Origin of the sequence: Epibacterium sp. Ofav1-8 (assembly GCF_022348185.1) — a bacterium.
Lineage (GTDB): Bacteria > Pseudomonadota > Alphaproteobacteria > Rhodobacterales > Rhodobacteraceae > Epibacterium.
Map to the genome: position 1 here is coordinate 228,634 of NZ_JAKRFD010000005.1, position 18,019 is coordinate 246,652.

The 18,019-nt window shown below is 58.5% G+C and carries 16 protein-coding genes; 9 read left to right on the forward strand and 7 right to left on the reverse strand.

Annotated elements, in window-relative coordinates:
- From mnmE to MHM97_RS10305, 5 genes are read left to right on the forward strand one after another with little or no spacing between them, the layout of a single operon-like run.
- Complete coding sequence (mnmE, locus tag MHM97_RS10285; protein ID WP_239322276.1) at nt 1–1,287, forward strand: tRNA uridine-5-carboxymethylaminomethyl(34) synthesis GTPase MnmE; 1,287 nt, start codon at nt 1–3, stop codon at nt 1,285–1,287.
- 12 nt (nt 1,288–1,299) lie between these two features.
- Nucleotides 1,300–3,174, forward strand: coding sequence for a tRNA uridine-5-carboxymethylaminomethyl(34) synthesis enzyme MnmG (gene mnmG, locus MHM97_RS10290; protein ID WP_239322277.1), 1,875 nt, complete (start codon nt 1,300–1,302; stop codon nt 3,172–3,174).
- Complete coding sequence (gene rsmG / locus MHM97_RS10295) at nt 3,171–3,788, forward strand: 16S rRNA (guanine(527)-N(7))-methyltransferase RsmG (RefSeq protein ID WP_239322278.1); 618 nt, start codon at nt 3,171–3,173, stop codon at nt 3,786–3,788. Before mnmG ends, rsmG begins: the two co-directional genes overlap by 4 nt.
- Nucleotides 3,781–4,593, forward strand: coding sequence for a ParA family protein (locus MHM97_RS10300; RefSeq protein ID WP_239322279.1), 813 nt, complete (start codon nt 3,781–3,783; stop codon nt 4,591–4,593). The genes rsmG and MHM97_RS10300 overlap by 8 nt, the downstream gene beginning before the upstream one ends.
- Before the next feature lie 17 nt (nt 4,594–4,610).
- Nucleotides 4,611–5,510, forward strand: a complete 900-nt coding sequence (locus tag MHM97_RS10305) for a ParB/RepB/Spo0J family partition protein (protein ID WP_239322280.1) — start codon at nt 4,611–4,613, stop codon at nt 5,508–5,510.
- Here the strand turns inward: MHM97_RS10305 and MHM97_RS10310 are convergent.
- Genes MHM97_RS10310 through rph form a run of 4 tightly spaced genes read right to left on the reverse strand, consistent with a single transcriptional unit; the run spans nt 5,500 to nt 8,328 of the window.
- Complete coding sequence (locus MHM97_RS10310) at nt 5,500–5,853, reverse strand: YbaN family protein (RefSeq protein WP_239322281.1); 354 nt, start codon at nt 5,851–5,853, stop codon at nt 5,500–5,502. The two genes, MHM97_RS10305 and MHM97_RS10310, sit on opposite strands and share 11 nt — an antisense overlap.
- 3 nt (nt 5,854–5,856) lie before the next feature.
- Nucleotides 5,857–7,011 carry a radical SAM family heme chaperone HemW gene (gene hemW / locus MHM97_RS10315; RefSeq protein ID WP_239322282.1) on the reverse strand — a complete coding sequence of 385 codons (1,155 nt, stop codon included), beginning with the start codon at nt 7,009–7,011 and terminating at the stop codon, nt 5,857–5,859.
- Complete coding sequence (gene rdgB, locus MHM97_RS10320) at nt 7,004–7,618, reverse strand: RdgB/HAM1 family non-canonical purine NTP pyrophosphatase (RefSeq protein ID WP_239322283.1); 615 nt, start codon at nt 7,616–7,618, stop codon at nt 7,004–7,006. The genes hemW and rdgB overlap by 8 nt, the downstream gene beginning before the upstream one ends.
- Complete coding sequence (gene rph, locus MHM97_RS10325) at nt 7,615–8,328, reverse strand: ribonuclease PH (RefSeq protein ID WP_011540185.1); 714 nt, start codon at nt 8,326–8,328, stop codon at nt 7,615–7,617. Before rph ends, rdgB begins: the two co-directional genes overlap by 4 nt.
- Nucleotides 8,329–8,467: 139 nt before the next feature.
- Here rph and hrcA point away from each other — a divergent pair, with 139 nt between their 5' ends.
- Both hrcA and MHM97_RS10335 read left to right on the forward strand, forming a co-directional pair.
- Nucleotides 8,468–9,532, forward strand: coding sequence for a heat-inducible transcriptional repressor HrcA (gene hrcA, locus MHM97_RS10330; protein ID WP_239322284.1), 1,065 nt, complete (start codon nt 8,468–8,470; stop codon nt 9,530–9,532).
- A gap of 9 nt (nt 9,533–9,541) precedes the next feature.
- Nucleotides 9,542–10,105 (forward strand): nucleotide exchange factor GrpE, encoded by a 564-nt coding sequence (locus MHM97_RS10335; RefSeq protein ID WP_009177390.1) that lies wholly within the window; start codon nt 9,542–9,544, stop codon nt 10,103–10,105.
- Between the two features lie 87 nt (nt 10,106–10,192).
- Here MHM97_RS10335 and mutS read toward each other — a convergent pair whose 3' ends face one another.
- Nucleotides 10,193–12,832: a DNA mismatch repair protein MutS gene (gene mutS / locus MHM97_RS10340; protein WP_239322285.1), complete on the reverse strand. Its 2,640-nt coding sequence runs from the start codon at nt 12,830–12,832 to the stop codon at nt 10,193–10,195.
- Nucleotides 12,833–12,955: 123 nt separating this feature from the next.
- On the reverse strand, nt 12,956–13,804 hold the full coding sequence (locus MHM97_RS10345) for a flagellin (RefSeq protein WP_239322286.1): 849 nt from the start codon (nt 13,802–13,804) through the stop codon (nt 12,956–12,958).
- Between the two features lie 324 nt (nt 13,805–14,128).
- On the opposite strand from MHM97_RS10345, the gene MHM97_RS10350 reads away from it, so the two are divergent.
- Together MHM97_RS10350 and MHM97_RS10355 are read left to right on the forward strand one after the other, a co-directional pair.
- The gene (locus MHM97_RS10350) at nt 14,129–16,384 is read left to right on the forward strand and encodes an NADP-dependent malic enzyme (protein WP_239322287.1); all 2,256 of its coding nucleotides are present in this window, start codon (nt 14,129–14,131) and stop codon (nt 16,382–16,384) included.
- Nucleotides 16,385–16,404: 20 nt separating this feature from the next.
- Entirely contained in the window at nt 16,405–17,277 is an 873-nt protein-coding gene (locus MHM97_RS10355; protein ID WP_239322288.1) for a ribokinase, read from the forward strand.
- Nucleotides 17,278–17,345: 68 nt separating this feature from the next.
- On the opposite strand, the gene msrA is transcribed toward MHM97_RS10355, so the two are convergent.
- Complete coding sequence (msrA, locus tag MHM97_RS10360) at nt 17,346–18,011, reverse strand: peptide-methionine (S)-S-oxide reductase MsrA (protein ID WP_239322289.1); 666 nt, start codon at nt 18,009–18,011, stop codon at nt 17,346–17,348.
- Between the last annotated feature and the right edge of the window lie 8 nt (nt 18,012–18,019).

An 18,019-nucleotide genomic window follows, 5' to 3' on the forward strand; every position in this document is an offset into this window, starting at 1 on the left:
ATGGATACGATCTTTGCGTTGGCCACCGCCCAGGGAAAGGCCGGTGTCGCCGTCATTCGTGTCTCCGGCCCAGATGCACCTGAGATCGGAGAGTTTCTGACGCGTCGGACGCTTCCTGCGCGGGGCATGATATTTTCGAAATTGAAAGATAGAGATGGCCAGATCTTGGATGAGGCCCTGGTCCTGTCGTTCACGGCTCCGGATAGCTTTACCGGTGAAAATATTGTTGAATTTCAAATACATGGAAGCGTGGCCGTCGCCGATGCCGTACTGGATGCAATCCGGGCAACAGAGCGAGCCCGTTTGGCTGATCCCGGAGAGTTTACGCGCCGCGCCTTGGATAACGGCAAGCTCGACCTGACGCAGGTCGAGGGTCTTGCAGACCTGATTGATGCCGAAACCGAGGCGCAGCGCAAACAGGCCCAGGTCATCCTGTCTGGCGGTCTGGGAAAAATCGCGGATGGCTGGCGATCGGATCTGATTCGGGCAGCGTCGTTGATCGAAGTGACGATCGATTTTGCCGATGAGGATGTGCCTGTTGACGTGACACCCGAAGTGACAGCGCTGCTGCAGAACGTTCTGACCGGATTAAAAACACAGGTCGAAGGTGTCGGGATCGCTGAACGAATCCGCACTGGATTTGAAGTCGCGATCGTCGGCGCTCCGAATGTCGGAAAATCCACCCTTCTCAACGCGCTGGCGGGCCGAAATGCGGCCATCACATCAGAATATGCAGGCACGACGCGAGACGTGATCGAGGTTCGCATGGATCTCGCCGGACTCCCGGTAACGCTTTTGGACACCGCAGGAATTCGTGCCACTGACGATCACGTCGAAGGGATCGGCATCAAGTTGGCACAGGAACGGGCAGAGGCCGCCGATCTACGCGTTTTTCTTGCCGAGCCAGATGATGTTCTGGATGTCCCTATGAAAGAAGGTGATTTGCGGCTGCTGCCAAAGGCGGACCAGAGAGAAGACGCGGCGGGTGCGGTGTCGGGAAAAACCGGTGCAGGAATAGACGAACTGGTTTTGCACATTTCGTCGACATTGAAGAATCGGTCTGCTCATGCTGGGATTGCGACGCGCGCCCGTCACCGCGATGCGATGCAAACTGCTCTGGAGAGCTTGCATCAGGCGGTCACGATGCTTGAGAATGGTTCCGAATTCTATGATCTCGCGGCTGAAGATATGAGGTCGGCGATACGCGCGTTGGAACTTCTGGTGGGGCGTATCGATGTTGAAAATCTTTTGGACGAGATCTTTTCAAGTTTTTGCCTGGGAAAGTGAGGAGTGTTTCACGTGAAACATCCGGACTATGATGTTGTGGTTATCGGTGGTGGGCATGCAGGGACCGAAGCGGCCCATGCGTCAGCGCGCATGGGTGCAAAGACTGCGCTGATCTCCCTCCGTAAGGATGGAATCGGGATTATGTCCTGTAATCCTGCGATCGGAGGTCTCGGTAAAGGGCACCTCGTCCGCGAGATTGACGCACTAGATGGCGTGATGGGCAAGGTCGCCGACCTCGCTGGGATTCAGTTTCGGCTACTGAATCGCCGCAAGGGACCAGCGGTCCAAGGCCCCCGTGCCCAAGCGGATCGCGAGATCTATCGCCGAGAGATTCTTAAGGCGACGGAGCAGCAAGAAAATCTGGATATTGTCGAAGCAGAGGTCACGGATTTCCTGATGTCTGGTGATCAGAGGGTGACCGGAGTCAAGCTTGCGGACGGTTCCGAAATCTGTGCTCCTTCGGTCGTACTTACATCCGGAACGTTTCTGAACGGCGTCATCCATATCGGGGATGTTGCTGTCTCCGGCGGCCGTATGGGGGATAAGCCTTCCATCAAGCTCGCTGAGAGATTGCAGGCGTTTGCGTTGCCAATGGGACGTTTGAAAACCGGGACGCCACCGCGTCTGGATGGGCGCACGATAAACTGGGACATTTTGGATGCCCAACCTGGTGATGAGGAGCCGACGCTGTTCTCATTTCTCAGTACTGGGGTATCGGCAAAGCAAATCTCCTGTGGGATCACGCATACGAACGAGCGTACGCACGAGATTATTCGCGGAAATCTTGATCGTTCGGCGATGTATGGTGGGCATATCGAAGGGGTGGGCCCTAGGTATTGTCCATCGATCGAAGACAAGGTCGTGCGCTTCGCAGAAAAGTCCTCGCATCAGATTTTCCTGGAGCCCGAAGGTGTCGATGACCATACGGTTTATCCAAATGGTATCTCGACGAGTCTTCCCGAGGAAGTTCAGCTGGACTACGTGCAGTCCATCGTTGGATTGGAACAGGCCAAGGTCCTGCAGCCAGGATATGCGATCGAATATGACTATGTAGATCCCAGAGCCCTGCATGCGACGCTTCAGCTCCGCAAAATCGATGGTTTGTATCTTGCTGGGCAAATCAATGGTACCACCGGCTATGAAGAGGCGGCGGCGCAAGGCTTGATCGCCGGGTTGAACGCGGCGAGACATGCATTGGGCGGTGATGACATCGTGCTGGGACGCTCCAGCAGCTACATTGGTGTCATGATTGATGACCTCATCACCAACGGGGTGAGTGAACCCTACCGGATGTTTACATCTCGCGCTGAATTTCGGCTATCGCTGCGAGCAGACAACGCGGACCAGAGGCTGACGCCGCTTGGTCTTTCTATTGGATGTGTCGGTGAACATCGCAAGGTGGTGTTTGAAGAGAAGAGAGAAGCACTTGAACGTGCAAAGCGCGTTCTCACTTCGTCAGTCTTTACGCCCAAGCAACTGGTCGAAGCTGGTCTTGAGGTCAATCAGGATGGTAAGCGTCGAAATGGCGTAGATGTCCTGGCTTTTCCGAACGTCGGCTTTGAGGATATCCTTAAGCTCTTTCCAGAGTTGGGCACCATTTCGAAAGAGGTGCGAACACAACTCGAAAGAGATTCGTTGTACGCGAACTATATCTCCCGGCAAGAGCGCGAAGTGCTCGCTCTCAAGAAGGATGAATCTCAAATTATCCCAGCTGAATTCGTCTACCAAATCGAGGGGCTGTCGTTTGAGCTACAGCAAAAGCTCGAGCGCGCGCGCCCGTCGAATCTCGCGCAAGCCGCACGAATTGACGGGATGACACCGGCAGCGCTTGCGCTTATTCTCGGGAACCTAAAGCGTTTACAGAGAGTTGGAGCGCAATCTGCATGAGCCTCGAAATGGTAACGGAGCGCTTCAATGTTTCACGTGAAACATCAGAACGCTTGAAGATATATGCGGATACGCTGACCAAATGGAACCCCAAGATCAATCTGGTTTCGCGAAGGAGCCTCGAGGATCTTTGGACACGGCATATCCTTGATAGCGTGCAGGTATTTGAAGCAGTCGAACCAGCCGAGACATGGCTCGACATTGGCAGCGGTGGCGGGCTGCCGGGCATTATCGTGGCGATCATGGCTGCAGAACAAGCGCCGGATATGTCTGTCACGCTGATGGAGAGTGATCAGCGCAAGTCCGCGTTCTTGCGCAGCGTGGCCAGAGAATGTGGAGTGAACGTCGCGGTAAAAGCCGAGAGAATTGAACATGCGTCACCAGTGGGTGCAGGGGTTCTTTCCGCGCGCGCGTTGGCCGATCTGTCTGATCTTCTGAGTTTTTCTGAGCGTCACTTGCATCCAGGTGGCGTTTCTGTGTTCCCAAAGGGCGCCAGTTGGAAAAAAGAAGTGGATAACGCACGCAAACAATGGCGGTTTGAGTGTGAAGAGATTACAAGTCTTACTGAGCCAGAGGCTGTCATTCTCAAAATCAAGGGAGTAGAGCGTGTCTGAAGTGTCCCGTTCGGGAGACCCCCGCATTGTTGCAATTGCAAATCAGAAAGGCGGGGTAGGGAAGACAACCACAGCCATCAACCTCGCCGCTGCGATGGTGGAAGAGGGGATGCGGGTGCTTCTTGTTGACCTCGATCCGCAGGGAAATGCTTCCACCGGCTTGGGTGTTGAGGCGGATGAGCGGGATCATACGACGTATGATCTTCTGGTCGAGGAAGCCGAGCTATCGCAATGCATTCGCGAAACCGACCTCGAAGATCTCTGTATAATCCCTGCAACCGTTGATTTAAGCTCTGCAGACATTGAGTTGTTTTCCAACGAGAAGCGCAGTTTCCTTCTTCATGATGCTTTGCGACAGCCGGCCATGGGCGAATACGATTGGGATTACATCCTGATCGACTGCCCGCCATCGTTAAACCTATTGACTGTGAATGCGATGGTTGCGGCACATTCGGTACTGATTCCGCTTCAGAGCGAGTTTTTTGCGCTTGAAGGTCTGTCGCAACTGATGCTGACAATTCGAGAAGTCCGCCAGGCCGCAAACCCCGATCTTCGGATCGAGGGGGTCGTATTGACAATGTACGACCGGCGGAACAACCTTTCTCAGCAGGTTGAACAGGATGCGAGAGACAATCTCGGTGATCTGGTCTTTCGTACCAAGATTCCGCGCAACGTCCGGGTCAGCGAAGCTCCATCCTACGCCATGCCGGTGCTGAATTATGATCCCGGGTCGCTCGGCGCAAAGGCTTATCGGCAACTTGCGGGTGAGATCATTGGAAACCATGAAGATGTTGCGGCGGAATAAGAACAAGAGGGGCAGAAATGGCAGATAAGAAACCGAAACCGCGCGGCCTTGGCCGCGGATTGTCGGCATTGATGGCGGATGTGAATGCGGAACCGGTGAGTACCGAGGGTGGCACTGCGCCTCGGAACGCCGTTGTTCTTGTTCCGATCGAGAAGGTTCAAGCCAATCCTGATCAGCCCCGACGCCAGTTCCTGCAAGAAGATCTGGATGATCTGACAGCATCGATCAAGGAAAAAGGGGTGCTTCAACCCCTGATCGTGCGGCCGCGAGAGGGTGGTATCTACGAGATCGTCGCGGGCGAACGTCGTTGGCGGGCTGCTCAGGCCGCGCAGCTGCACGAGGTTCCGGTTCTGATCCGCGACTACTCCGATGTGGAGATGCTCGAAGTCGCGATCATCGAGAATATCCAGCGATCGGATCTGAACGCGTTGGAAGAAGCACAGAGCTACAAGCAGCTGATGGACAAGTTCGGCCATACGCAGGAAAAGATGGCCGAGGCTCTTGGTAAAAGCCGGAGCCACATCGCCAATCTGGTGCGGTTGCTGCACTTGCCAGAGGATGTCCAAGGTCTTGTTCTGGATCGCAAGTTGTCCGCAGGTCACGCGCGCGCGCTGATTACATCTGACAATGCGTCTGAACTCGCGAAGAAAATTGTCAAAGGCGGCTTGTCGGTCCGTGCGACAGAATCTCTGGTGAAAAAGGATGCGGCGGGGATCTCTGGTGGCACCGGGACCAAGAAGCCAAAGTCCCAGGCGGAGAAGGATGCAGACACGCGTGCGCTGGAGGGCGATTTGTCAGCGATGATCCGCATGAAGGTTTCCATCGATCACAAACCGGGCGAAGAGTCCGGTACAATGACAATCTCGTATGAGACTTTGGATCAGCTGGACGAGCTGTGCAATCTGCTTAGCCGTTAGGGCGGGTCCAGATAAAGATCATCACCGCGGCCAAGGTCACCGATTGTATCAACAGGATGTGGCCGGGAAGTTGAAGAAAGATCGAGAGCAATAAGACAGCGGCGACCGACACGGTGGCCGCTTTTTTTGCGCCAATGCGAATGGCGCCGTGTTCGTTCCAGTCCGAGATCATTGGGCCAAAGGTGGCGTGGGAGAGCAACCAGTCATGCAAGCGATCAGAGGAGCGCGCGAAAAAGAAGGCAGCCAATAGGAGAAACGGAACGGTTGGTAGCAATGGAAGTGCGATCCCTACCATCGCCATCAGGACGCAGAACAGACCAAGGCAGAGGTAGATAATCTTCATAAATCAATCCATTAGGAGTTCACGGAGCACAGCGTTCAAAACCGCTCGTCCCTCAGAAGTAGCCTTGAGCCGTGATCCGTCCACGTCAATCATTCCCAGCTCAAGGAGCTGGTGAATTTTGGTCGTGGAGAGCGGGAGACCCGCGAGACTGGAATGGCGATCGAGGTCTAGGCCCTCATGTAAACGCATCCCCATCATCATGTGTTCAGCCACTTGATCTTCTTGGGACAGCGGGTCGAAAGGGAGGAGGCCGCTCCCCTTTTTCACGGCGTCAAGCCAAGCACCGGGCGCGCGAGGGGCTTCGGTTGCATACCGCTGACCATTCAGCGTGATTCTGCCATGCGCGCCGGGACCAACCCCAACGTAATCGCCATAGCGCCAGTAGATCTGATTGTGGCGGCTTTCCGCGCCGGGAGGGGCGTGGTTGGAAATCTCATATCCGGGAAGACCGTAGGCGTCGCAGATGTCTTGAGTCGCAAGATACATATCGGCGGCGTTGTCGTCTGTGGGGAGGTCACGGAGTTTGCCACGTGCGTAGCGATCCCCAAAGGCGGTGCCGTCCTCGATCGTGAGCTGGTAGAGGGAGAGGTGGTCGATCGCCATGCTGAGGGCCTCGGAAAGCTCTGCCTTCCACGCCGCCAAGGTCTGACCCTGACGTGCGTAGATCAGATCAAAGCTGACGCGATCAAAACAATTCCGCGCCACGTCAATGGCTGTCCGCGCCTCATCGACAGAATGAATGCGGCCCAGGCGACGCAGGTCATCGTCGTTCAGCGCCTGTACTCCCATCGAGATGCGATTTACGCCAGCATCACGATAACCGGCAAATCGCCCCGCCTCGACGGAACCCGGATTGGCCTCTAGCGAGATCTCGATGTCGTTGGCAAAGGTCCAGTTCTCGCGCGCCGCTTCAATCACCGCAGCGACGGTATCCGGATGCATCAGCGAGGGTGTGCCACCGCCAAAAAAGATGGAATTCAGCAGGCGATCCGGGAGCAGCTCGCCCATGCGGCGCAGCTCGGATTGATAGGCGGTCACCCAGGCCGATTGATCGATCTGGGAAACCACATGGCTATTGAAGTCGCAGTAGGGGCATTTGGCCTGACAGAACGGCCAATGCACGTAGAGACCAAAGCCCCCGTTGCGCCAATCATCCACCAAAACACCCCTGTACAAACTGGGCCAATGCGCGGCCACGATGGCTGATGCGGTTTTTCTCCGCCTTGTCCATCTGCGCGCAGGTCACGTCATAGCCTTCGGGCATGAACATCGGATCATAGCCAAAGCCGCCCTCGCCACGGATGGGCCAGACAAGGCGTCCGGGCATCACGCCCTCAAAGACCTCATCGTGACCGTCGGGCCACGCCAGAACCAAAGTGCAGCGAAATTGCGCAGTACGGGGGGCATCCGGGCCTTTTGCGGTAATTTCATCATTGGCGCGGGTCATCGCCATCATGAAGTCCCGCCCCTGATCGGTCTCGGCCCAATCTGCGGTATAGACGCCGGGCGCACCATCGAGCGCGTCGATGGTGATGCCGCTGTCATCCGAAAGGGCTGGGAGGCCGGTGGCCGTTGCCGCGGCATGCGCCTTGATGCGGGCGTTGCCGACGAAAGTGTCTTCGGTCTCTTCGGGTTCGGGCAGGTTCATTTCGCCCGCACCGACAACCTTCACGCCAAAGGGCGCGAGGATCTCGGTGATCTCGCCCAGCTTTCCTGCGTTATGTGTGGCGACCAGTAAGGTATCGCCTTCGAATTTGCGGGTCATGCGCAGGCTGCCTTCTGCATCTCTGCGAGTTCGGATGTGCCTTTGGCCGCAAGGTCCATCAGCTCATTCATCTGATCGCGAGAGAAAACAGAGCCCTCGGCGCTCATCTGAACCTCGATGAGTTTGCCCGAACCCGTCATGATAAAGTTGCCATCGACGCCGGCCTCGGAATCCTCGGGGTAGTCGAGATCAAGCACGGGCTGGCCCGCATAGATGCCGCAGGAAATGGCGGACACCGGATCAACCAGCGGGTCCATTGTGACGTCGCCCGCTTTCATCAGCTTGTTGACAGCCAGACGCAGCGCCACCCAACCACCGGTGATCGACGCGCAGCGGGTACCACCGTCGGCCTGAAGCACATCGCAGTCAACGGTGATCTGGCGTTCGCCCAGGGCGACGCGGTCAACACCTGCACGCAGTGCACGGCCGATCAGACGCTGAATTTCGACGGTGCGCCCGCCTTGTTTGCCGGACGCAGCCTCACGACGCATACGGGTGTTGGTCGCGCGGGGCAGCATGCCGTATTCAGCGGTGACCCAACCCAGGCCAGAGCCTTTGATGAAGGGGGGAACGCGGTCCTCGATCGTTGCGGTACACAGAACGTGGGTGTCGCCCATCTTGATCAGGCAGGATCCTTCTGCATGTTTGGTAAAGCCGGTTTCAATGGAAACGCTGCGCATTTCATTCAGGGCACGTCCGGAGGGTCGCATGTGGATATCCTTTTGTTGTTGCCCCGTCGATACCGCCCGTGGGGTTGGCGATGCAAGGGTCATTGACCATATCTGAGGATGCGCTTTAGTGACAAATGAGGGGTATGAAGGCCTTCGGGTCGGAAACATCGGGTAAGAGATGACGAACGCGAATTCCATTCTCCAGGATATGAATGATCGCTCACGCGAGGTGTTTCGGATACTGGTGGAGAACTATCTGGATACCGGTGGGCCTGTCGGCAGCCGGACCCTGACGCGATCCCTGAGTGAGAAGGTCAGCGCCGCGACTGTTCGGAATGTCATGCAGGATCTGGAATATCTCGGCCTGCTCGACAGCCCGCATGTCAGCGCGGGCCGTATTCCAACGCAGATGGGGTTGCGGTTGTTTGTTGATGGCCTGTTGCAGATGGGCGATCCGAGCCGGCAGGATCGCGAGATGATCGACCGTACGTTGGGGGACAATTCCAGCGATGTGGGCGGCATGCTGGATCGTGTGGGGGCTGCGCTTTCGGGTGTGACGCATGGAGCATCGCTGGTGCTGACGCCCAAGCACGAGGCGGAACTGCGCCATATCGAATTTGTGTCTCTGGCGCAGGATCGTGCGCTGGTGGTTCTGGTGTTCTCGGACGGGCATGTGGAAAACCGGCTGTTCACGCCGCCGCCGGGGCAGACGCCAAGCTCGATGCGGGAAGCGGCCAATTTCCTCAATGCGCTGATTGAGGGGCGCACATTGAGCGACGTGCGCAAGGATGTGCAGGTCGAGATCGAAAAGCGCCGTCAGGAGATCGACACGCTTGCAAGCGACATGATCGAAAGCGGGCTTGCGGCCTGGGAAGATGAGAACGGCGATCAGGCACGTTTGATCGTGCGGGGACGGGCGAATCTCCTCTCGGAAGACGGTGCGCCGGACGAATTGGAGAAGATCCGCAGCCTGTTTGACGATCTGGAACGCAAACGTGACATCGCCGAATTCCTTGAACTGACCGAAGAAGGCGACGGTGTGCGCATTTTTATCGGCTCGGAGAACAAACTTTTCTCACTTTCGGGTTCCTCTTTGGTGGTGTCTCCATATATGAACGCTGATCGAAAGATCATCGGTGCGGTCGGGGTCATCGGCCCCACGCGCCTGAACTACGGACGGATTGTGCCGATCGTGGACTACACGGCACAACTGGTCGGGAAAATGGTATCCGACCGGAGCTAGAGGTGGATTATGGCAGAGCCCAAGAACGAAGACTTTTTGGACGATATCGAGGCAGCCGAAGCCGAGGAGCTGTCGGCTCAGACCGAGGAATTCGACGACGAAGCGCTGGAGCTGGACAGCTTGCGTGCGGAGCGTGATGAATACAAGGACCGCTTCATGCGCGCCTTGGCCGATGCGGAAAACGCGCGCAAGCGTGGCGACAAAGCACGGCGTGAGGCGGAGCAGTATGGCGGCTCCAAACTGGCGCGGGACATGCTGCCGGTTTATGACAACATGAAGCGTGCGGTTGAGGCTGCAACCGAAGAGCAGAAGGCCGTGTCCGCTGCGTTGATCGAAGGGGTCGAACTGACCATGCGCGCGCTGCTGGACGTGTTCCAAAAGCACGGTATTCAGGTGGTAACACCTGAGGTTGGAGACCGGTTTGACCCGCAGGTGCATGAGGCCATGTTCGAGGCACCCGTGCCCGGAACAAAGGCCGGTGACATCATTCAGGTGTCCGCGGAGGGCTTTATGCTGCATGACCGCCTGCTGCGACCCGCACAGGTTGGTGTGTCGTCGACGCCCGCGTCCTAATAGAAATGGGCCCTGATGGGCCCATGCCTCCGGCGGAGGTATTTTTAAAAAGATGAAAGGGCGGCCGTTTGGGACCGCCTTTTTTTCTTAGCTCTTGCTGGCGTCTTTGAGCCGGTAGAGTGCTTCGAGTGCTTCACGCGGGGTGAGATCATCGGGGAAGATCTCTTCGAGGAGCTTTTCTGCCGGCGAGGGGCCTTTGGCGGGTTTGGGCTGCGGCGCTGGCGCTGCGGCGAACAGTGGCAGGTCATCGATTTGTACCTTGCCCGCGCCGCCGCCTTCGCGGCTGCTTTTCTCCAGCATATCAAGGACGCTGCGTGCGCGTTCCACGACGGAAGCGGGTAGGCCCGCCAGTTGCGCCACTTGCACACCGTAGGAGCGATCTGCGGCGCCTTTTTTGACTTCATGCAGGAAGATTACTTCGCCTTCCCACTCCTTGACCGACACCGTGGCATTGTCGACACCGGGCAGCTTTGCGGCGAGCTGGGTCAATTCGTGGTAGTGGGTGGCAAAGAGCGCGCGGGAGCGGTTGACCTCATGCAGATGTTCAAGCGTCGCCCAGGCGATCGACAGGCCATCGTAGGTGGCCGTGCCACGTCCGATTTCATCAAGGATCACCAGCGCGCGGTCATCGGCTTGGTTCAGGATGGCGGCAGTTTCCACCATCTCCACCATGAAGGTTGAGCGCCCCCGGGCGAGGTCGTCGGAAGCTCCGACGCGGCTGAACAGCTGGCTGACCATGCCGATGTGGGCGGATTCAGCCGGTACATAGCTGCCCATCTGGGCCAGAACTGCGATCAGCGCATTCTGACGCAGGAAGGTTGATTTACCAGCCATGTTCGGACCGGTCAGCAACCAGACAGCGGCGCCATCGTCCGTGCTGAGGTCGCAGTCATTGGCAACGAAAGTCTCGCCCCCTTGTTGGCGCAGCGCCTGTTCCACGACCGGATGGCGGCCCCCGTCCACGTGAAACGCGCGCGAGGTATCAACCCGTGGCCGGGTCCAGTTTTCACCGCGGGCCAGATCGGCCAATGCGGTCACCAGATCAATCTCGGCAAAGCCACGTGCAGCCTGGTTGAGACGCGCGGCGCAGTCGAGAATTGCGCCGGAAAGCCTTTGATAGAGCCGCTTTTCGATCTCCAGGGCCAGGTTTCCGGCATTGAGGATCTTGGTTTCAATCTCGCTCAACTCCACCGTTGTGAACCGCACCTGATTTGCGGTGGTTTGCCGGTGGATGTAGGTTTCCGACATCGGTGCCGACTGCATTTTGGCGGCGTGGGTCGCGGTGGTTTCGATGAAATAGCCAAGCACGTTGTTGTGCTTGATCTTCAGCGAGCTGATGCCGGTGTGTTCCGCGTATTTCTTCTGGAGACCTGCGATGACGGAGCGGCCCTCGTCGCGCAGGGTCCGGGCCTCGTCCAATTCGCTGTCATATCCTGCCGCGATAAAACCGCCATCACGGGCGAGCAAGGGGGGCTCTGCGATCAAGGCTGCATCCAGCAAGGACAGAAGCTCATCAAAGCCGCCAAGGGCGTTTCTGGCCTCTGTCAGAAGAGGCGGTAGATCTTCGCCCTGAAGTTCGCGCTCGATCTCTTCGCCTTGGCTCAGCGCGTTGCGAATGGCGGCGAGGTCGCGGGGGCCGCCGCGGTCCAGCGCAAGTCGCGACAGGGCCCGGTCGATATCAGGCGTTTTGCGCAAAAGACCCCGCAGCGCATCGCTTCGCGTCGGGTCCTCAACGGCGGCATCGAGCGCAGCAAGACGCGAAGAGATCACATCGAGATTGCGCGAGGGGCTGGACAGCCGTTGTTCCAGTAGACGCGCGCCCCCCGGGGTCACGGTACGATCCACGACCGCGAGGAGCGATCCGGCGCGCCCCCCAGAAAGTGAGCGGGTGAGCTCCAAATTGCGCCGCGTCGAGGCGTCGATTTGAACGGTGCGATCTTCGGACTCTTGCAAGGGCGGCTGCAACAGCGGCAGTTTGCCCTTCTGTGTGATCTCCAGATAGTCCACCACAGCGCCCATCGCGGAAATTTCGGCGCGGCTGAAGGTGCCAAACCCATCGAGTGCGCCCACGTTGAACAGGCTACAGAGACGTTTTTCGGCGGCGGTGCTGTCAAAACTGGCCTTGCCCAGCGGGGTCAGCGGGATCTTGTATTCCTCCGCCAGCGGTAGCGTGGCGTCATAAACTGCGCCATCGGCGACGATCAACTCTGACGGAGCAAGGCGCGCGAGCTCCGGGCTGAGCCGTACACGGGCGACCGGCATCACGTGGAACACACCGGTGGAAATATCGGCCCAGGCAAGCGCGGCTTGATCGCGCAGTTCCGAATAGGCCACGAGGAAATTATGCCGACGGGCCTCCAGCAGGGAATCCTCGGTCAATGTGCCGGGGGTGACCAGACGCACCACATCGCGTTTCACAACGGATTTGGAACCGCGTTTTTTGGCCTCGGCCGGGCTTTCCATCTGTTCCCCGACAGCAACCCGAAACCCCTTGCGGATCAGGGTCAGGAGATAGCCCTCTGCCGCGTGCACGGGCACGCCGCACATGGGGATGTCTTCACCTTCGTGTTTGCCGCGTTTGGTGAGGGCGATATCAAGCGCCTCGGCGGCGTTCACCGCGTCCTCAAAGAACATCTCGTAGAAATCGCCCATGCGATAGAAAAGCAGCGCATCCGGGTATTGCGCCTTGATCTCGAGATATTGCGCCATCATCGGCGTGACAGACATGCGAGCCCCCATTCGTCAGGTCGCATGACGTTTACATGGCTCGAGTCGCGAGGAAAACCCGGCAATCCAAAGGCCGAACCCCGCATCTGCGGAACTCGGCCAGAGGTATTGTTTTCAGGGCGATCAGGAGTAGAGCGACCGCAAGGATCCCGGTGAGGCGTTGGCGATCGAGAGCGACAGCCCGCTGAGCTGTTCCTGAGCGCTGAGGGCCTCGTATCGGGCGGCGGCGTCTTCCATGTCCGTATCGGTCAGCTCGCTGATGCCCATTTTCACGGCGTCGCTCAGCTTGTTGAGAAAGACATCCTGCTCTGCCATCTGCTGCGCACCGGCACCGAGAGCCGCGGCACTGTCGGTGGCATAGCGCAAGAAACCCTCGATTTCGCCAAGGGCGGTACGGGCCGAGGCTGCATCTGTCACCGTGGTACGATTGTTGATGTCAAAGCTGGTGCTGCTTTCGAAATCGACGCTGTCGACGGTGATCGTGGATTGCGTCGGCGCCGCGTCACCGGAGCGATCCTGAGACGCCGCGACCGTCAGACCCGTGCCGCCATTGCCATCGGCGTCGGTTGCCAGAAGATTGACGCCGTTGAAGCCAGAGGACGAAATGATCGTGTTGATCTGCTCTGTCTTCTGGGCCAGCTGTTCCTCGATCATCGAGTAGTCGCCGACACCGGAGCTGGCCTGGACCGTCAGCTCCTTCATGTCGGTGAGGATCGAGGTGATCTGTTCCGCACCGGCAGAGGCAACGGAGACGGTGGCCTCGCCGACGTTCAAGCCACTGGAGGTGGCTTCGAACCCGGCTAGATCAGACCCCATGATTTCGGAAATGGCCCAGATCGCCGGAGCGTCCTTGGCCTTGTCGACCTCTTTGCCGGTGGAGATGTCGTCCTGGACATCCTCCTTTTCCACCTGCTTGTCGGTGAGAACCCGAAGCGCGATCTCTGCGCCCGGGTTGGTGTTGATACTTGTCATTTGTGCACCCCTATATAACCCAATACCTGGTATGCATGCTTCATTGGCCCGCGCGGAAAAGGCCCGAACGGACGGGGGATGCCATTCTGACATATGCAGTCGACAGATGAGTCGCTGCGCCACTTGGGCAGCAAGTGCAGTTAAGAAACACCAAGGAAGTGTAGCAAAGACGGGTCTGGATTGGGGCCAAACTTTGACAAACCCTTTCGATTTTAAGCCGTGATTTGAAAGAAATGCAAAAGAGTGAATTGTGAAAGCGGTGGATTGAGAGGCTGCGGCCGCTGGGATATGACAGTTTTCGACTAGGAGAGGACGAAGACCGACATGCCCAAAGCCAAGATCACCAATGAAGAGGCGCTGGCCTTTCACCTGGAACCCAGCCCCGGCAAATGGGAGGTCACCGCGACGGTCCCCATGACCACCCAGCGGGATCTGTCCTTGGCCTATAGCCCCGGCGTGGCGGTCCCCTGTGAGGCGATCGCCGAAAACCCCGAACTTGCCTATGATTACACCAACAAGGGCAATCTTGTTGCGGTGATCTCCAACGGGACGGCGGTTCTGGGGCTTGGTAATCTCGGCGCACTCGGCTCCAAACCGGTGATGGAAGGCAAATCGGTCCTTTTCAAACGTTTTGCGGATGTGAATTCGATCGACATCGAGCTCGACACCGAGGACCCGGACGAGTTCATCAAGGCTGTGAAGCTGATGGGGCCGACCTTTGGCGGTATCAACCTCGAAGACATCAAGGCGCCCGAGTGTTTCATCATCGAGCAGAAGCTCAAGGAAGAGATGGATATTCCGGTCTTCCACGATGACCAGCACGGCACCGCGGTGATCTGTGCCGCTGGCCTGATCAATGCTTTGCATCTGTCTGGCAAGAAAATCGAAGATGTCCGGATTGTCCTCAATGGGGCAGGGGCTGCAGGCATCGCCTGTATCGAGCTGTTGAAATCCATGGGCGCGCGGCATGAGAACTGCATCGTCTGCGACACCAAGGGCGTGATCTACCAGGGTCGGACCGAAGGGATGAACCAGTGGAAGTCGGCCCACGCGGTCAAGACCGAGCTGCGGTCCCTCGAAGACGCCATGAACGGCGCGGATGTTTTCCTCGGCGTGTCGGTCCGGGGCGCTGTGACCCAAGAGATGGTGAAATCCATGGCCGATAATCCGGTCATCTTTGCCATGGCGAACCCCGATCCCGAGATCACCCCCGAAGAGGCGCATGAGGTCCGTGTGGATGCCATCGTTGCCACTGGGCGTTCGGACTATCCGAACCAGGTGAACAATGTGCTGGGCTTTCCCTACCTGTTCCGTGGGGCGCTCGACATTCATGCGCGCGCCATCAACGACGAGATGAAGATCGCCTGTGCCCACGCACTGGCCCGTCTGGCCCGTGAGGATGTGCCGGATGAGGTGGCGCTGGCCTACGGCAAATCGCTGTCCTTTGGTCGCGACTACATCATCCCGACGCCGTTTGACCCGCGTTTGATCCACCGCATCCCGCCTGCGGTTGCCAAGGCCGGTATGGATACCGGCGTGGCGCGCCGTCCGATCATCGACATGGACGCCTACGAACACGGCCTGCGGGGACGGATGGACCCGACGCAATCGATCCTGCGCGGCCTCAACGCGCGCGCCCGTGCGGCACAGTCTCGTATGATCTTTGCCGAAGGGGATGATCCGCGTGTGCTGCGTGCGGCTGTGACCTATCAGCGCTCGGGCTTTGGCAAGGCGCTGGTGGTTGGCCGTCAGGAGGATGTCAAAGCCAAGCTCGAAGAGGCCGGTCTGGGCGATGCGGTGCGCGAATTGGAGGTGGTCAACGCGGCCAATACGCACCACTTTGATGCCTATAAGGAATTCCTTTATAACCGCCTGAACCGTAAGGGTTTTGATCGCAAGGATATCCACCGTTTGGTGGGACGTGACCGGCATGTGTTTTCTGCGCTGATGCTGGCACATGGGCACGGCGATGGTCTGGTGACCGGGGCGACCCGGAAATCCGCGCATGTGCTGGAACGCATCAACCATGTGTTCGACGCCGATGCGGACCACGGTGTGGCCGGGGTGACGGCGCTCTTGCACAAGGGGCGGATCGTGTTGATCGGCGACACGCTGGTGCATGAATGGCCAAACGAGAACGACCTTGCCACCATTGCGGAACGCGCCGCCGGTGTGGCCCGCCACATGGGGCTTGAACCCCGGGTGGCCTTCGTGAGCTTCTCGACCTTTGGCTATCCGGTGTCGGAGCGGGCGGAGAAGATGCATATCGCGCCGACCGTTCTGGATAAACGCGGCGTCGATTTCGAATATGAGGGTGAGATGACCGTGGATGTGGCGCTGAATGCCAAGTCGCAGGAGCATTACCCGTTCCAGCGCCTGTCCGGTCCGGCCAATATCCTGGTGGTTCCGGCACGGCACTCGGCTTCGATCTCGGTCAAGCTGATGCAGGAAATGGGCGGGGCGACTGTTGTGGGGCCGATCCTGTCGGGCGTCGACAAGCCGATCCAGATCTGCTCTACCAGCTCGACCGCCAATGACGTGCTGAACATGGCCGTTCTGGCGGCCTGCAACATCGGCTGAACCACGAGGGGGCACGCATCATGGCAATCTGGAACCTTGGGTCGATCAATATAGACATGGTCTATGCCCTGCCGCATATGCCGGCCCCCGGCGAAACGCTGGCCGCCAACTCTCTGGAACAGGGGCTTGGCGGCAAGGGCGCGAATATGTCGGTTGCGGCGGCGCGGGCCGGTGCGCATGCCTGTCACATCGGTGCAGTCGGCCCGGAGGGCAAATGGTGCGTTGATCGGTTGACCGAATACGGCGTCGATACGCGCCACATCGCGCAGATGGATACCGCCACCGGGCATGCGATCATCGCGGTCGACCCGGCGGGGGAGAACCAGATCATTCTCTATCCCGGTGCGAACCGGGCCCTGAGCGCGGATCAAATCGGTCAGGCCCTGACCGCTGCGCATGCCGGTGACATTCTTCTGATGCAGAATGAGACGAACATGCAGGCCGAGGCAGCCGAGATCGGTCGCAAGCTTGGCCTGCGTGTAGCCTATGCGGCAGCGCCGTTTGATGCAGCGGCGGTGCAGGCGGTTTTGCCATTCATGGATCTGTTGTTCCTCAATGAAGTCGAGGCGGCGCAGCTTCAGGATGCGACCGGCAAAGCACCGCAGGATCTGGGCGTGGACGATGTGATCGTCACACTTGGTGCCGAGGGCGCGCGCCATTTTGATGGCCGTACCGGGACCGCTACAGATATTCCTGCGCAGAAAGTGACGCCCGTGGATACCACCGGCGCGGGCGATACCTTTACCGGCTACGTGCTCGCCGCATTGGACCGTGGCCTGCCGATGGCACAAGCTATGGCGCAGGCGTCGCGCGCCGGTGCGTTGATGGTCACACGTCACGGGGCCGCGGATGTGATCCCAGATTTGAAAGAGGTGCAGGAGGCCAGTTTCTGAGGCCTGGACATTTCAACCTGTAGAAAGGGGCCCTCTGAGGCCCCTTTTCTGCACCTGTTGCGCAGGGTTTAATGTGTTCCGACAAAGGGCGCCTCGTCGCCCCACAGGTCTGCAACCCGCGCATCACGACCACAGGCGGTGCGATAGCGTTTGTAGGCTTTGGATTGGCGCAGCGGGCCAAAACGGGTCAACACCAGCCCGTCGCCCTTGTAGTAGTCCTGATGATAGTCCTCGGCGTCGTAGAATGTTTTGGCATCCAGGATCGGTGTGACGATTTTCTGGCCAAGCTCCCTCTGGGCGTCGGATCGGACTTGCTCGGCGAGAGCCTTTTCTGCCTTGTTAGAGACGAATATCGCGGTTCGGTAGACCTCGCCCCGATCGCAGAACTGTCCGCCGGCGTCGGTCGGATCGATCGAACGGAAGAACAACTCCAGTAGGCTCTCGCGCCGGATGACAGAGGGATCGAAGAGGATTTTAACCGCCTCGTAATGCCCGGTGCCGCCGCGTCCGACCTGTTTGTAGGTGGGGTTCTTGGTGGTGCCGCCGGTGTAACCGGAGATCACCTCCGAGACACCTTTTACCGATTCAAAATCGCTCTCGACGCACCAGAAACAGCCGCCTGCCACAATCAGTTCCTGTTGCGACTGGGCGCGTGCTTCGATGCCCTTTGCCAGCGATCCGATCATGATGAACGCGGCGAGCGTGATGTGTTTCAGTGTATCCAGACGACCCATGGCATCCT

Bases quoted from the DNA above. Each gene is read 5' to 3' on its own strand.
- hrcA (WP_239322284.1), top strand. From the start codon at position 8,468: ATGACGAACGCGAATTCCATTCTCCAGGATATGAATGATCGCTCACGC.
- MHM97_RS10350 (WP_239322287.1), top strand. From the start codon at position 14,129: ATGCCCAAAGCCAAGATCACCAATGAAGAGGCGCTGGCCTTTCACCTG.
- MHM97_RS10310 (WP_239322281.1), bottom strand. From the start codon at position 5,853: ATGAAGATTATCTACCTCTGCCTTGGTCTGTTCTGCGTCCTGATGGCG.
- mnmE (WP_239322276.1), top strand. From the start codon at position 1: ATGGATACGATCTTTGCGTTGGCCACCGCCCAGGGAAAGGCCGGTGTC.
- rsmG (WP_239322278.1), top strand. From the start codon at position 3,171: ATGAGCCTCGAAATGGTAACGGAGCGCTTCAATGTTTCACGTGAAACA.
- MHM97_RS10345 (WP_239322286.1), bottom strand. From the start codon at position 13,804: ATGACAAGTATCAACACCAACCCGGGCGCAGAGATCGCGCTTCGGGTT.
- msrA (WP_239322289.1), bottom strand. From the start codon at position 18,011: ATGGGTCGTCTGGATACACTGAAACACATCACGCTCGCCGCGTTCATC.
- MHM97_RS10355 (WP_239322288.1), top strand. From the start codon at position 16,405: ATGGCAATCTGGAACCTTGGGTCGATCAATATAGACATGGTCTATGCC.
- rdgB (WP_239322283.1), bottom strand. From the start codon at position 7,618: ATGACCCGCAAATTCGAAGGCGATACCTTACTGGTCGCCACACATAAC.
- mutS (WP_239322285.1), bottom strand. From the start codon at position 12,832: ATGTCTGTCACGCCGATGATGGCGCAATATCTCGAGATCAAGGCGCAA.
- rph (WP_011540185.1), bottom strand. From the start codon at position 8,328: ATGCGACCCTCCGGACGTGCCCTGAATGAAATGCGCAGCGTTTCCATT.
- MHM97_RS10335 (WP_009177390.1), top strand. From the start codon at position 9,542: ATGGCAGAGCCCAAGAACGAAGACTTTTTGGACGATATCGAGGCAGCC.
- MHM97_RS10305 (WP_239322280.1), top strand. From the start codon at position 4,611: ATGGCAGATAAGAAACCGAAACCGCGCGGCCTTGGCCGCGGATTGTCG.